The following is a 13,549-nucleotide window of genomic DNA, read 5'->3' as shown; positions in this document are numbered from 1 at the left end:
GCCCCTGGAGATACTATGAGCTTGCCCACCGATTTCCTCAGTGCCGTGAACCAGCTGATTCCGTTGAAGCGACGTTTTGACGACGCGCTGTCAACCCTGGCCTTCGGTACCGACGCCAGCTTCTACCGCCTGATTCCCAAGTTGGTGGTGCGGGTGAATGCCGAGCACGAGGTTGTCGCGCTGCTGCAATTGGCGGGCACGCACCGAGTACCGGTTACCTTTCGGGCGGCCGGTACCAGTTTGTCGGGCCAGGCAATCAGCGACTCGTTGCTGATTGTGCTGGGCGACGGCTGGAACCGTCGGGATATTCTGGACAACGGTGCCCGTATTCGCCTGCAATCGGGTGTGATTGGCGCCCAAGCTAACGCCGCGCTGGCACCCCTGGGGCGCAAAATTGGGCCAGATCCGGCGTCTATTAACGCCTGCAAAATTGGCGGAATTGTGGCGAACAACGCCAGCGGCATGTGTTGCGGCACCGCGCAAAACAGCTATAAAACCTTGAACGCCATGCGCCTGGTGCTGGCAGACGGCCAAGTGTTAGACAGCGAAGACCCCGCCAGTGTAGCCGCCTTCAGCAGCAGCCACAGCGAACTGTTGGAACAGCTGGCGCAGCTGGGCCGGGATACCCGCGCCAACAGCCCGCTGGCGGAGCGAATCCGTCACAAATATCGGATGAAAAACACCACCGGCCTGTCGCTGAATGCGCTGGTGGATTTTGACGACCCGTTGGATATTCTGACCCACCTGATGGTGGGCTCCGAAGGCACCCTGGGCTTCATCAGTTCAGTCACTTACAACACCGTGCCCGAATACCCGCACAAAGCCACCACTCTGGTGGTGTTCGCCAATGTTGAAGACTGCTGCCGCGCCGTGCCCTTGCTGAAACAGCAGCCGGTGGATGCGGTGGAATTACTCGACCGGCGCAGTATACGATCGGTGGAAGACCAACCCGGCCTGCCGGCCTGGGTAAAAGCTCTTTCAGACCATGCCTGTGCCTTACTGATTGAAACCCGTGCGGCCAGCCAGTCGCTGCTGCACGAACAGATCGAGCAGGTTCGCGGGGTGCTGGCGCCGTTCCACGTGGAACAACAGGTAGATTTCACCGAAGACGCCACCTTGTCCGGCCAGCTGTGGGCCATCCGCAAAGGCACATTTCCGGCCGTTGGCGCGGTTCGTCCCACCGGTACCACGGTGATCATTGAAGACGTGACCTTTCCTATTCCGCAGCTGGCGGAAGGCGTGAACCGCCTGATCAAGCTGTTCGAAAAACACAGCTACCACGAAGCCATCCTGTTCGGCCACGCTTTGGAAGGCAACCTGCACTTTGTGTTCACCCAGAGCTTTGACGACCCAGCCCAGGTAGCGCGTTATGCGGCCTTTATGGGTGATGTGGCACAACTCGTAGCGGTGGAATTCGGTGGTTCCTTGAAAGCCGAGCACGGCACGGGTCGCAACATGGCGCCGTTTGTGGAGCTGGAGTGGGGCACAGATGCCTACCAGCTGATGTGGAAAATAAAGCGCCTGCTGGACCCACAGGGCATTCTGAATCCGGATGTGGTGCTGTCGGAAGACCCCGGCATCCATTTGAAGAACTTCAAACCGCTGCCGGCGGCTAACGAGATTATCGACAAGTGCATTGAATGCGGCTTCTGCGAGCCGGTGTGTCCGTCTAAGGGCCTGAGCCTGAGCCCACGTCAGCGCATTGTAATCTGGCGTGACATTCAGGCCAAAAAGCGCGCGGGTATAGATACCCGCGAGCTGGAAGAAGCCTATCAATATCAGGGAATAGACACCTGTGCCGCCACGGGTCTTTGCGCCCAGCGTTGCCCCGTGGGCATCAACACCGGGGATCTGGTACGCGAGCTGCGCGCCGACAAGGCGCATCACAATAGCCGCGCTGATTGGCTGGCCGCACACTTTGCTACCGCCCTAAAAGGCACCCGGCTGATGCTGACAGCGGCCGACACCGCCAACCGTTTGTTAGGCGCCCCCCGCCTGCAGCGCTGGACTGAAGCCAGTAAGAAACTCAGCGGTGGTCGTGTTCCGTCCTGGAGCCCAGCCATGCCGCAACCGGTGCGCTGGGTTGAACATGCGAAGCCATCGGTAGCTACTGAAAAACCGCGGGTGGTGTACTTGCCGGCGTGCGTGTCCCACGCCATGGGCCCGGCGCGTTCTGACAGCGAACAGGCGCCGCTGCTGGGAAAAACCCGGCAGCTGTTGGAGAAGGCCGGCTACGAGGTCGTTTTCCCGGAAGGCATGGATTCGCTGTGCTGCGGCCAGCCGTTTGCGTCCAAAGGTTATCCACAGCAGGCGGATCGTAAGCGCAGCGAAATGCTGGCGGCGGTAAAACGTGCCAGCCGCGACGGCCGCGACCCGATCTACTGCGACACCAGCCCCTGCACCCTGCGATTGCTGCAACAACAGAACCACGGCCTGGATATTTACGATCCGGTGCGGTTTATTCGCAGCCATCTGTTCGATCGGCTCGCGTTTACGCCGCAGAGCGAATCGGTGGCGGTACACGTTACCTGCAGCGCCCAGCATCTGGGGGAAGGGCAGGCACTGATTGATATCGCCCGTAAATGCAGTACCAACGTTGTGGTGCCCGAAGATATTCACTGCTGCGGCTTTGCCGGCGACAAGGGCTTCACCACGCCGGAACTGAATGACCACGCCTTGCGCACCCTGCAGCCGGTGGTACAGCATTGCACCGAGGGCGTATCGACTAGCCGTACTTGTGAAATTGGTTTAAGCAGTCACAGTGGTGTCGATTATCACAGCCTGGTGTATCTGGTAGACCGGGTAACCCGGCCAGCCCAAGCCCAAGGCTGAAAAATATAAGGCTTCTATGTGAAGATTTTTTGGCGCTCTGATAGTCTTGAAGGACGTTTCAATGAATCAAGGTGAGCGCCATGGACTGCCCCTTTGCATTACTGTTCAAACCTGGCCACCGCAAGCGCGGGCTGGCGTTAATGGTTGAATGTACGGCCTGCCTGCTTGGTTTTGCATTGGCGTCGCCATCAGCGTCAGCAGATCCAACGCAAACTCGTCAGACTTTGCAGGTGGGGTACACCGACTTTGCGCCATTCACATACCAAAACAGTCGGGGCCAGCCAGCAGGTGAATTCGTCGAAGCCACCCGCAAAGTGGTTGTTGAAGCGGGTTACGCCCCCAATTTTGTATTTCTACCCCCCAGCCGCATGCTGCTGCACCTGCGCAACGGCAGGTTGGACTTGGCGCCGACTCTCAGTGGCACGCCTTTGGTGGTGTACGAAACTCTGGAAAGCTGGGCAAGCCCCGTCACGGTGGAGCTGCATGCCTGGCACCTGAACACAACGGAAACACTGAAAACGTTTGACCAGATTAAACACAAGCGTGTGATTGTCGTCAGCGGCTATAACTATGGTGGATTGATGTCGTGGATGGAGAAACAGAGCGACATCGCCGTGACCGAAGCGCCAAACCACCGCGCCGCAATTGATATGCTCAAGCGCAACCGTGGCGATTATCTGCTGGATTATCGAAGGCCCGTGCAGGAACTGCTTTCGGCGCCTGGCGACGAGAATCTTCATTCCACCAAGCTGTTATCACGAAAAGGCGTATGGGTGTTTGCCCTCAGCAGTCCGCAAGCTTCAATATTGCGCGAACAATTTGATGACGCCTACATCCGCCTGGCTGAAAAGGGCGAGGTGCCACCGTTGCGGCGTTTGGGGCCAGGTTCTAAAATTGTCGGCTTTCCGGACTTATAACCGTTATGGCGCCTTTATGAGTTGTATATCGCCATACCAGGCGCTTGCTTGTTCGCCGGTGTTGTCGGAATCCGACATGATGGCAATGCCGATAATGGCTGGCGGTTCTTCACCAAAGGCTTTGCGGTAGTCCGCCATAATATCCCGCTCAATGCTCACCCAATCCCCGGCTTTGTCCGCGCCGCTGCTCACGGCCAACATTCGGGTTTTATCGGTGTAAGGGTTATTCACCCATTCGCCGATAGGCAGCCGGTTCGCCCAAATGTAGTTAATGGCATTGCCCGGCAGCGCTTCCCCGAACACCACCTCCACCGCTTTGCGCTTTGCGCGCTCAAAAAAACCGGCGTTGTCGGGCTGAAACTCAAAAGCCACGTAAATGCGCGCCGGGTAATCATCACCGTTTTTGCTGCGGGCATCGCCCTTGGCAAATACATTCGACACCTTCCAGCGCCAGCGCAGAATCAACGAATCCCGAGGTTGCACGTTTAACCGTGCAATCAGCCCGGATGCACCACCGGCAGTGTCGGCTTTGACCACCTGCACACCGTCCTCAACCAACAGTTGATAGCTGGAATGCTGGTCTATGTTGGGAAACTCCAGAGGCTCCCAGCCGTCGGTGATGCTTGTCATTTCAGAGAAGCGGGGCAGGTGGGGCGTTGTCTCTTCTGATTGAGAAAGTGCGACTGAGCTGAATATGAATAGCGGCAGTATTGAGAATGCCGAGAGTATGGAGAGTATCTTGTTCATGGGTCTATTCCCGTATATAGTGTTCGAGTTCTTGGTTGAATACCAGATGTAGTGAGCTTTAGTGATTAACGCGCAACCAATCTGGTCAGCGCTTAATCACCATTTGACCAAAAAAGCAATTTTTTGACCGCTTACATCACTATAGCTGGTAACGGGAATCCGGTGAGACTCCGGAACTGACGCGCAGCGGTATTGGGGAACAAGTGTGGCACACAGACACTGGCAGTTGCCGGGAAGTCGCCACACAAGGCCGAACGAACAGACACACCGTTCACGCCCCTAAGTCCGAAGACCTGCCAAGAACGCATCACTGCACCTTCGCGACACAGGTGAGCAGCAACAGTTTCAGTAACAGCACGTTGGCCGCTATGGCTTGTTGTGCGTTATTGCCCGATGGCAGCTTCAGGTGTTGCCACGGTTGTGACTGCCTGCGTACGCGAAGACAACGAATAAACGCGTATTCAGGATAACCCGCTATGTCTGCCTTATCGAACGATCTGCCCAACAAACTACAGGCCGCCCCATCCGCGACAGGCACCGCCACCGCGGCATCGCTGCAGGTGATCAAGCGCAATGGCAACCTGGTTAATTTTACCCCTTCAAAAATCAGTGTTGCCGTCACCAAAGCGTTTCTGGCGGTGGAAGGCGACCAGGCGGCAGGTTCTGCCCGCATTAACGACGCCGTTCACCGCGTAACCGAGCAGGTGGTGCAGGCCATCAGCCGCCGCCTGAAGGCGGGCGGTAAAGTTCACATTGAAGACATTCAAGACCAGGTAGAACTGGCCCTGATGCGCGCCGAAGAGCAAAAAGTGGCGCGGGCCTACGTTTTGTACCGTGAAGAACACGCCCGCGAACGCGCTCTGCACGAACCGGTGGAAGCCCACCCAACCCTGACCGTAAAACAAGCTGGCGGCCGCACCGTACCGCTAGACCTGGGCCTGATGAAACAGCAGGTCGACAACGCAGCCTTCGGGCTGGACGGCATTGACGCCGAATCCCTGGTGGAAGAATCTATACGCAACCTGTACAACGGCATCGACGAAGCTGAGGTTCTGTCGGCTTTGGTCATGACTGCCCGTGGCCGTATAGAGCGCGAACCGGACTACAGCGCCGTAACCGCCCGCCTACTGCTGGAACAGCTGCGGCTAGAAAACGTGACGGCGTTAAAACTCGACGCATCTTTAAGCCTTGCCGAAGTTTACCCGCAAGCCCTGAGCACCTTCATCAGCGCCGGTATTCGTTACGAATTACTGGACGAAGCCATGGCCACCTTCGACATGGAGCGCCTGGGCGCTGCATTGAAACCCGAGCGTGACCTGCAATTTGGCTTTCTGGGCCTGCAAACCTTATATGACAGGTACTTCCTGCACTGGAAAGAAGCCCGTCTGGAATTGCCGCAGGTGTTTTTCATGCGCGTTTCGATGGGCTTGGCCCTGCGTGAAGACGATCCCAACAGCCGCGCCATCGAGTTCTATGAACTGCTGTCGTCTTTCGACTATATGTCGTCCACCCCCACATTGTTCAACAGCGGCACCCGTCATTCCCAGCTGTCGTCCTGTTACCTGACCACCGTGGGCGATGATCTGGAGGCCATTTACGGCTCTATTCGTGATAACGCCATGTTGTCCAAATGGGCCGGTGGCCTGGGCAACGACTGGACGCCAGTACGCGCCATGGGTTCCCGCATCAAAGGCACCAACGGCCAAAGCCAGGGCGTAGTGCCGTTCCTGAAAGTGGTGAACGACACCGCAGTTGCTGTAAACCAAGGCGGCAAGCGCAAAGGCGCGGTGTGTGCTTATCTGGAAAGCTGGCACCTGGACATCGAAGAATTTCTGGAACTGCGTAAAAACACCGGTGACGAACGCCGCCGCACCCACGACATGAACACCGCCAACTGGGTGCCAGATTTGCTGATCGAGCGCATGCGTCAAGATCGCGACTGGACCTTGTTCAGCCCCAACGACGCGCCCGATTTGCACGATTTATACGGCAACGCCTTCCGCGAGCGCTACCAGCACTACGAAGCCTTGGCGGCAGAAGGCAAAATCGAACTGTTCAAAACCATCCCCGCCAAGCAACTGTGGCGCAAAATGCTGACCGTGCTGTTTGAAACCGGCCACCCGTGGATAACCTTCAAAGACCCCTGCAACCTGCGCTCGCCGCAGCAGCACAAAGGCGTGGTACACAGCTCTAACCTGTGCACAGAAATCACCCTGAACACCAGCGCCGACGAAATCGCCGTGTGCAACCTGGGTTCAGTAAACCTGGCCGCCCACATCAGTAACGGCGAGCTGGATGTAAAGCGCCTGGAACGCACCGTGGACACCGCCGTGCGGATGCTTGATAACGTTATAGACATCAACTTTTACGCCGTACCCCAAGCGCGTAATTCCAACCTGAAACACCGCCCGGTAGGCCTGGGTTTGATGGGCTTCCAAGACGCGCTCTACGCTTTGCGCTTGTCATATACCAGCCCGCAAGCGGTCGAATTTGCCGATGTGGCCATGGAGCAGCTGAGCTACTTCGCCATTCGTGCCTCTGCCCGGCTGGCGGCCGAACGCGGCGCTTATGAAAGCTACGAAGGTTCCCTGTGGAGCCAAAACATACTGCCCATCGATTCCATCGAACTGCTAAAAGCCGCCCGCCTTGAAGGCGACCTGAGCGTAAACACCGACAGCCGCCTGGACTGGGCGCCAGTGCGTGACCTGATTGCCAAGCACGGCATGCGCAACAGCAACGTGATGGCCATTGCGCCTACCGCCACCATTTCCAACATCGTGGGCGTGTCGCAATCCATCGAGCCGGCGTACCAGAACCTGTTCGTCAAATCGAACCTGTCTGGCGAATTCACTGTGGTGAACCCCTCGCTTGTGCGTGACCTAAAGGCCGAAGGCCTGTGGGACAACGTGATGGTGAACGACCTGAAATACTACGACGGCAGTGTGCAGCAAATCGAACGCATACCCACCGAACTGAAATCCCGCTACGCCACTGCGTTTGAAATTGACGCCCGCTGGTTGGTAGAAGCCGCATCACGCCGCCAAAAGTGGCTGGACCAAGGCCAAAGCCTGAACCTGTACATGGCTCAGCCCAGCGGTAAAAAACTCGACGAACTCTACCAACTGGCTTGGGAACGTGGCCTGAAAACCACCTACTACTTGCGGTCACTGGGTGCCACCGGCGCCAACGAACAAGCCGCGACAGTCGCCGCGCCGCAGCCCCAGGTGTGCAGCATCGACGAACCAGACTGCGAGGCGTGCCAGTAAGCCTTTCGGGGACAGACTTGAAGTCTGTTCCCTAACTCAACTCCCAAGGGACAGACTTCAAGTCCGCCCCCGTATTCAAAGGAAAAAACCATGTTGAACTGGGACGAAGACAAAAAACCCGAAAGCAAAATTGCTCTAGACAGCAGCATTGCCCCGGTAAACGCTGCCGACAAGCGCGTCATCAACGGCGAAACCGACATAAACCAGCTAGCCCCGTTCAAGTACCCCTGGGCTTGGGAATACTTCATGAACGCCAACAAAAACCACTGGACGCCGCTAGATGTGAACATGTCGCAAGACGTTCACGACTACCACCACCGCCTGAACCCAGCAGAAAAGCACGTGTTTGAAAACGTGCTGGCCTACCTGACCACTTCCGACATCATCGCCATGCGCAACATCGGCCTGGCCGTGATGGAAAAAATGACCGCGCCAGAGCTGCAGATATACCAGGCGCGCCAGGTATACGAAGAGGCAGTGCACACCTGGACCTACCAGCACTGCATTGAAACCCTCAACCTGGACCAGGGCGAAATCTACAATCGTTACCGTGTAGTACCGCAAATCAACGCCAAAATACAGGTCGCCAACCGCCGCCTGAACGCCGCCATGCGCCCCGGCATGAACCTGCGTAACAAGGACGATCTGCAAGAATTCATCATGTCGTACCTGTTCTTCGCCGCCGTGTTTGAAGGCTGCTGGTTCTACAACGGCTTCAGCCCCATCTTCGCCCTGCAACGCCGCGGGCTTATGCGCGGCACCGGAGAACAGTTCCAGTACATCCTGCGCGACGAAGCCATGCACTTCTCCTTTGGCCTGAAAGTGGTTAACCAGATCCTGGAAGAAGAAAACATCAGCTTCGACCCCAAAGCCGTGCGCGACATGTGGGACGAATCCGAAGCCGCCGAAAGCGACTACGCCAACTACATCCTGCGAGACCCGATTCTGGGCTACTCCGCGGAATACCACACCGAACAGTTCCGCTTCGTAGCCAACCGCCGGGCCCGCACCGTAAACCTGCCCGAGCCCTTCCCGGGGGCCAAAAACGTATCGCCCTGGTTAGACGAGCAGGCCACCATGCGCAAAGAGAAGAACTTCTTTGAAACGAGGGTGATTGAATACCAGACCGGCGCTCAGCTGGAGTGGTGAGCGCACCTAGGGGACAGAACAAGGAACAAGGGGACAGATTTCAAATCTGTCCCCTATTGATTAAGCCGCGAAGACCCCGGGATGACTGACCACTCAACCCAACGGGCTACGAACGCCTGCAAAACCCTGCCCAAGAACATGCGTGTAGATCTGGGTGGTACGTAAGTCAGCATGGCCAAGCAAATCCTGAACCGTGCGAATATCGTTACCGCGCTTTAGCAGCTCGGTGGCAAGGAGTGCCGGAAAGTGTGGCAGCCTGCGGGTTTGCCAATACAAGCTTGTTTTACGGCATTACGCACAGATCTTTGCACAGATGTAATATGGCGGTGATGGCGCGCGACATTACCCAAGTTGTCAGAACTCAGAGAAGGCGAAGAAAACAGCCATTGCCATTCTAGTGAGAGCCCAGCGTTAGGGTATTTGCGTGAGAGTGCATGAGGCAAGCTAACAGGGTGTTGAAACTCGGGGTCTTTCTGTTTCCAGGCCTTACAGATGTTATCAGCGTGATTTTTCAGTTCAGCAATAAGTGTCCCCGGCAACAGCGTTGTACGATCTTTAGCACCTTTACCATCGCGCACTGTTATAACCTGCTGATTAAAATCCAGATCCTTAATACGAAGCCTGCAGGCTTCAGTGACACGAAGGCCCGAACCGTACATCAGCGAAGCAATTATGTGATCGGGGTGGCGTAGCTTCCCGATAATGCACATTGCCTCTTCATGAGTGAGTACTAACGGTAACTTCCGCGGCTTTTTCGAGCGGATAACCTCGCCGATTTCTCCAAGGGGCTTATCTAACACTTTAGCGTATAAAAACACCAGGGCATTTAGTGCCTGCGACTGAGTCGCTGCTGCCACGTTCCGATGAACAGCCAGCCAGGTCAGAAACTCATTAACGTCTCGTGGGCCCATATCCCGGGGATGCTTCATCTGGTGGAAACGGATGAAATAGCGAATCCAATACCAGTAGGTTTTCTCTGTACGGATGCTGTAGTGATTCACACGAATGACAGCATGAACCTGATCGCGCAATCGAAGTGGCTTCCCATCCATGGGCTGACTCCTTTAATGGCTGTATATTTGTACAGTATTATTGTGAGAGCAGATCATAGAAGTCAAATGATTACGTGGAAGAATCGAAAATTTTCGACTAAGCTGTTGTTTTATAAATCTATGGGCAGGCTCTTGTAGAAGCACGAACGTGTAATCATGAAGCGGTCAGATCTCCGCATTCGCGAAGGAGCCTACCAAGTTACTGTTAACTGTTACTGAAAAGGAGTTCACATGAGCTATCAGGCGGTAAATTTTAAAAACAAGCTCGGCCTCTTCGATGAGCAATGGTCACCAAAGGTCATCGCCGAGATGAATGACTACCAATTCAAGGTCGTTAAAATCCAAGGTGAGTTCGTTTGGCATGATCACACGGATACAGACGAGACGTTCATCGTGCTTGAGGGTAGTCTGAGAATTGATTTCAGAGATGGGTCTGTAAATCTGTCTGAGGGTGAAATGTACGTTGTCCCGAAAGGTATCGAACACAAGCCTTATGTGGAACATGAAGCAAAAGTTTTGCTTATCGAGCCACGTGGCGTTGTGAATACTGGCGGCGAGGCTGGTAGCAAAACGGCAGAGAACGACGTTTGGATCTGAATCAGTTAACAAGTCAATCAAGTTCGTTCCGGCCTGCGGCCTCCACCGGACGCCCCTGTCGGGCCGCCGCTTATTTCAGCGTTAGCTGGATTTATGGCGCACCTTTTTTGTGGTTTGGTGGCCGAGGCCCTGGCATAAAATTGGTAGCAAAGCCGCGAATTTTTAGTCCGGCCAAGGCCGTCAAAATTGGTGGTTAGCTGGCAGCCCAATCATCAGCGATGTGGATATAAAACTGGGTGTTCAGTTTGTGGGGCCGTCCGCCGAAACCCGGTTCCTGATTTGGCAATCTGGCGTTCTGGTTCGTCGGTCGGATCGTTTGTGGTGTTTTGAACCACAGTGAACTGGCAGAGTTTGGTGCAAAGTCAGCAGCGGAATAGGCAATCGCGTTGGTTGCCAATGGCTTGGCGGGCAGTTTCACCCAGCTAACCAATCATTCAAGTTCGTTCCCGGCCTGAGGCCGTCCACCGGACGGCTTTTAGCCGCCGCTTAATTCAGCGTTAGCTGGATTTATGTCGCACTTTTTTTGTGGGTCGGTGGCCGTGGCCTTGGCTTAAAATTGGTAGCAAAGCCGCGAATTTTCAGTCCGGCCAAGGCCGTCAAAATCGGTGGTTAGTTGGTAGCCCAGTCATCAGCGGTGTGGTCATAAAACTGGGTGTTCGGTTTGTGGGGCCGTCCGCCGTAAACCAGTTCCTGATTTGGTAATCTGGCGTTCTGGTTTGTTGGCCGCATCGGTTGTGGTGTTTTCAGCACCGTGCACCGGCAGAGTTTGGTGCAAGGACAGCAGCGGAATAGGCAATCGTGTTGGTTTCCACCGGCTGGCCGCGCAGTTACACCCAGCTAACCAGTCATTCAAGTTCGTTCCCGGCCTGGCGGCCGTCCACCGGACGGCTTTTAGCCGCCGCTTAATTCAGCGTTAAATGCCAAGAGGAAGTTATGTCAGGGATCGCTAAAACTCCGAGTCCGCCATATTACGCGGTGATTTTCAGCTCTGTCCGTACGGATGGTGATCATGGTTACGGTGCTATGGCTGACAGAATGGTTGAATTGGCAGCCCAGCAGGAAGGGTTTCTTGGTATCGAGTCAGCCCGTGAGGATGTTGGTATCACCGTTTCGTATTGGGCCAGCGAGGAAGCGATCAGGAACTGGAAGCAAAATGCTGAGCACCTTGAAGCCCAACGTCTGGGCCATAAAGCTTGGTATGCCGAATTCAAAGTCCGAGTCGCAAAGGTAGAGCGGGATTATGGCATTTAACCAATCATTCAAGTTCGTTCCCGGCCTGAAGGCCGTCCACCGGACGTCCCTGACGGGCCGCCGCTTAATTCAGCGTTATGCCACGAAAGAGAGATGGAATGTTCCGAGAGTATGCAGATGATGAACACCAAAGGCAGGCTGAAGAGTTCATCATGGAGCTTGGGCGGTTTGTACTGAATTTTGAGCGTGTATGCGACGCGATGCGTTACATCATTATGTTTATTCTTCGCGATCAAGGATTATCGAATCTGCGGATGGAGCAGGTGTTAGTTGGAGATAAAGCTGCGGCCGAGCTTCAAGTGCTGTTGGGGGCATTGTTTTGTGAGCTTCCGAACCAAGATGCGGACGATAAAAAGGTCGTGAAGAGGCTCCTCAGTGACATAAAGAGCATGACGGAAATACGGAATGTTTTATTGCATTGTTCCTGGAATCTCGGCGCCGAAGCCGCCGCTGATGATAAAGAACTTCACGCAGCCACAATACGCTATAGAGCAAAGCAAAATTCTGGTGCGGGCACAGAAGTTCGTGGCTACACCGCATCATATGTAAAAGAGCAATCTACAGAATTGACCCGCATTCAGGTTTTGCTGGGACGTCTGCAGTACTGTGTTACTCAGTCGGGTTTCAAGGTTTCCTCGGAGTTTGGGAAGTCACTTTAATTGGGCATAACCAGTGCAGGCACGGCGACGCCCATTACATTGCGCCTTCGGCTCTATTTCATGGGCGCGCATGCTGCAAGCGTTATGCAATACGTTCGTCTTGACGTACGTACCTAATGGCGTACACTGATTAAATATTCAACACATCAGAGGTGCGTCATGACAGGAATTACAGCAACTGAGGCGCGCAGCAACCTTTACAGGTTGATTGACGAAACTGCCGAGTCCCATCAGCCAATCGTTATTATGGGTAAACGGAACAGGGCTGTTCTCGTTTCCGAGGAAGATTGGTCTGCGATTCAGGAAACGCTTTACCTGTTATCTGTACCAGGTATGCGCGAGTCTATTCGAGAGGGAATGGAGACCCCTATGGATCAATGCGATGAGGAGCTGAACTGGTGACATGGAAGTTGGTTTACACCAAACAGGCCCAAAAAGATGCAAAAAAGTTAGCTGCCAGCAGCCTCAAGCCAAAAGCTCAGGGATTGTTGGCGCTGATTGCGGAAGATCCGTATCGGAGGCCGCCGCCGTTCGAAAAGCTCATTGGTGATCTTGCAGGAGCATACTCTCGCCGCATCAATATCCAGCATCGTGTTGTTTACGAAGTGCTCGAAGATGAACGAGTGGTAAAAGTTCTCCGGCTCTGGAGTCACTACGAATAATGCATAACCAGCCGCTGTTGCCGGACAATTTTTCCACCGCTGTGCGGTTCCACAATTGCCGCAAAGCTTCGCGTTAGTTGGATTTATGTCGCACGTTTTTTGTGGTTCGGTGGCCGTGGCCTTGGCTTAAAGTTGGTAGCAAAGCCGCGAATTTTCAGTCCGGCCAAGGCCGTCAAAACCGGTGGTTAGCTGGCAGTTCAGTCAACAGCAGTGTGGACATGAAACTGAGTGTTCAGTTTGTGGGGCCGTCCGCCGTAAGCAGATTCTGGGTTTGGTAATCTGGCGTTCTGGTTCGTTGGCCACATCGGTTGTGGCGTTTTTCGTACCGTGCACCGGCGGAGCTTGGTCCAAGAGCCGCAGCGGAATAGACAATCATTTTGGTTGCCAATGGCTTACCGCGCAGTTACACCCAGCTAA

At 54.9% G+C, this 13,549-nt stretch carries 11 protein-coding genes, 1 pseudogene and 1 riboswitch; of the genes and pseudogenes, 9 read left to right on the top strand and 3 right to left on the bottom strand.

The window, feature by feature from the left end; genetic code table 11:
* Nucleotides 1-15: 15 nt before the first annotated feature.
* Together MIH19_RS21640 and MIH19_RS21635 are read left to right on the top strand one after the other, a co-directional pair.
* Nucleotides 16-2,832 carry an FAD-binding and (Fe-S)-binding domain-containing protein gene (locus tag MIH19_RS21640; RefSeq protein ID WP_249006818.1) on the top strand — a complete coding sequence of 939 codons (2,817 nt, stop codon included), beginning with the start codon at nucleotides 16-18 and terminating at the stop codon, nucleotides 2,830-2,832.
* 80 nt (nucleotides 2,833-2,912) lie between these two features.
* Nucleotides 2,913-3,749, top strand: coding sequence for a transporter substrate-binding domain-containing protein (locus MIH19_RS21635; RefSeq protein WP_249006817.1), 837 nt, complete (start codon nucleotides 2,913-2,915; stop codon nucleotides 3,747-3,749).
* 3 nt (nucleotides 3,750-3,752) lie between these two features.
* Here the strand turns inward: MIH19_RS21635 and MIH19_RS21630 are convergent, their stop codons facing one another.
* Nucleotides 3,753-4,496 carry a DUF3047 domain-containing protein gene (locus tag MIH19_RS21630; RefSeq protein ID WP_249006816.1) on the bottom strand — a complete coding sequence of 248 codons (744 nt, stop codon included), beginning with the start codon at nucleotides 4,494-4,496 and terminating at the stop codon, nucleotides 3,753-3,755.
* Nucleotides 4,497-4,603: 107 nt separating this feature from the next.
* Nucleotides 4,604-4,812, top strand: a riboswitch (cobalamin riboswitch).
* 160 nt (nucleotides 4,813-4,972) lie between these two features.
* Here MIH19_RS21630 and MIH19_RS21625 point away from each other — a divergent pair.
* Both MIH19_RS21625 and MIH19_RS21620 read left to right on the top strand, forming a co-directional pair.
* Complete coding sequence (locus tag MIH19_RS21625; RefSeq protein ID WP_249006815.1) at nucleotides 4,973-7,762, top strand: ribonucleoside-diphosphate reductase subunit alpha; 2,790 nt, start codon at nucleotides 4,973-4,975, stop codon at nucleotides 7,760-7,762.
* 90 nt (nucleotides 7,763-7,852) lie between these two features.
* Nucleotides 7,853-8,911 (top strand): ribonucleotide-diphosphate reductase subunit beta, encoded by a 1,059-nt coding sequence (locus MIH19_RS21620; protein WP_249006814.1) that lies wholly within the window; start codon nucleotides 7,853-7,855, stop codon nucleotides 8,909-8,911.
* A gap of 93 nt (nucleotides 8,912-9,004) precedes the next feature.
* On the opposite strand, the pseudogene MIH19_RS21615 reads toward MIH19_RS21620, so the two are convergent.
* Nucleotides 9,005-9,963, bottom strand: a pseudogene (locus tag MIH19_RS21615) (integron integrase).
* A gap of 231 nt (nucleotides 9,964-10,194) precedes the next feature.
* On the opposite strand from MIH19_RS21615, the gene MIH19_RS21610 reads away from it, so the two are divergent.
* A complete protein-coding gene (locus tag MIH19_RS21610) occupies nucleotides 10,195-10,560 on the top strand; it encodes a cupin domain-containing protein (RefSeq protein WP_249006787.1) in 366 nt (121 codons plus the stop codon).
* Between the two features lie 193 nt (nucleotides 10,561-10,753).
* Here the strand turns inward: MIH19_RS21610 and MIH19_RS21605 are convergent, their stop codons facing one another.
* A complete protein-coding gene (locus tag MIH19_RS21605) occupies nucleotides 10,754-10,978 on the bottom strand; it encodes a hypothetical protein (RefSeq protein ID WP_249006796.1) in 225 nt (74 codons plus the stop codon).
* A 515-nt stretch (nucleotides 10,979-11,493) separates the two neighbouring features.
* On the opposite strand from MIH19_RS21605, the gene MIH19_RS21600 reads away from it, so the two are divergent.
* The 4 genes from MIH19_RS21600 to MIH19_RS21585 all read left to right on the top strand — a co-directional run bounded on the left by MIH19_RS21600 (nucleotide 11,494) and on the right by MIH19_RS21585 (nucleotide 13,132).
* Nucleotides 11,494-11,811 carry an antibiotic biosynthesis monooxygenase gene (locus MIH19_RS21600; RefSeq protein ID WP_249006791.1) on the top strand — a complete coding sequence of 106 codons (318 nt, stop codon included), beginning with the start codon at nucleotides 11,494-11,496 and terminating at the stop codon, nucleotides 11,809-11,811.
* A gap of 98 nt (nucleotides 11,812-11,909) precedes the next feature.
* Complete coding sequence (locus MIH19_RS21595; RefSeq protein WP_249006813.1) at nucleotides 11,910-12,470, top strand: hypothetical protein; 561 nt, start codon at nucleotides 11,910-11,912, stop codon at nucleotides 12,468-12,470.
* 159 nt (nucleotides 12,471-12,629) lie between these two features.
* Entirely contained in the window at nucleotides 12,630-12,872 is a 243-nt protein-coding gene (locus tag MIH19_RS21590) for a type II toxin-antitoxin system Phd/YefM family antitoxin (protein WP_249006760.1), read from the top strand.
* Nucleotides 12,869-13,132, top strand: coding sequence for a Txe/YoeB family addiction module toxin (locus MIH19_RS21585; RefSeq protein WP_249006759.1), 264 nt, complete (start codon nucleotides 12,869-12,871; stop codon nucleotides 13,130-13,132). The genes MIH19_RS21590 and MIH19_RS21585 overlap by 4 nt, the downstream gene beginning before the upstream one ends.
* Nucleotides 13,133-13,549: the final 417 nt, after the last annotated feature.

The sequence above is a fragment of the Marinobacter sp. M1C genome (assembly GCF_023314135.1).
GTDB lineage: Bacteria > Pseudomonadota > Gammaproteobacteria > Pseudomonadales > Oleiphilaceae > Marinobacter.
This window is presented reverse-complemented; position numbering and strand designations above follow the sequence as displayed.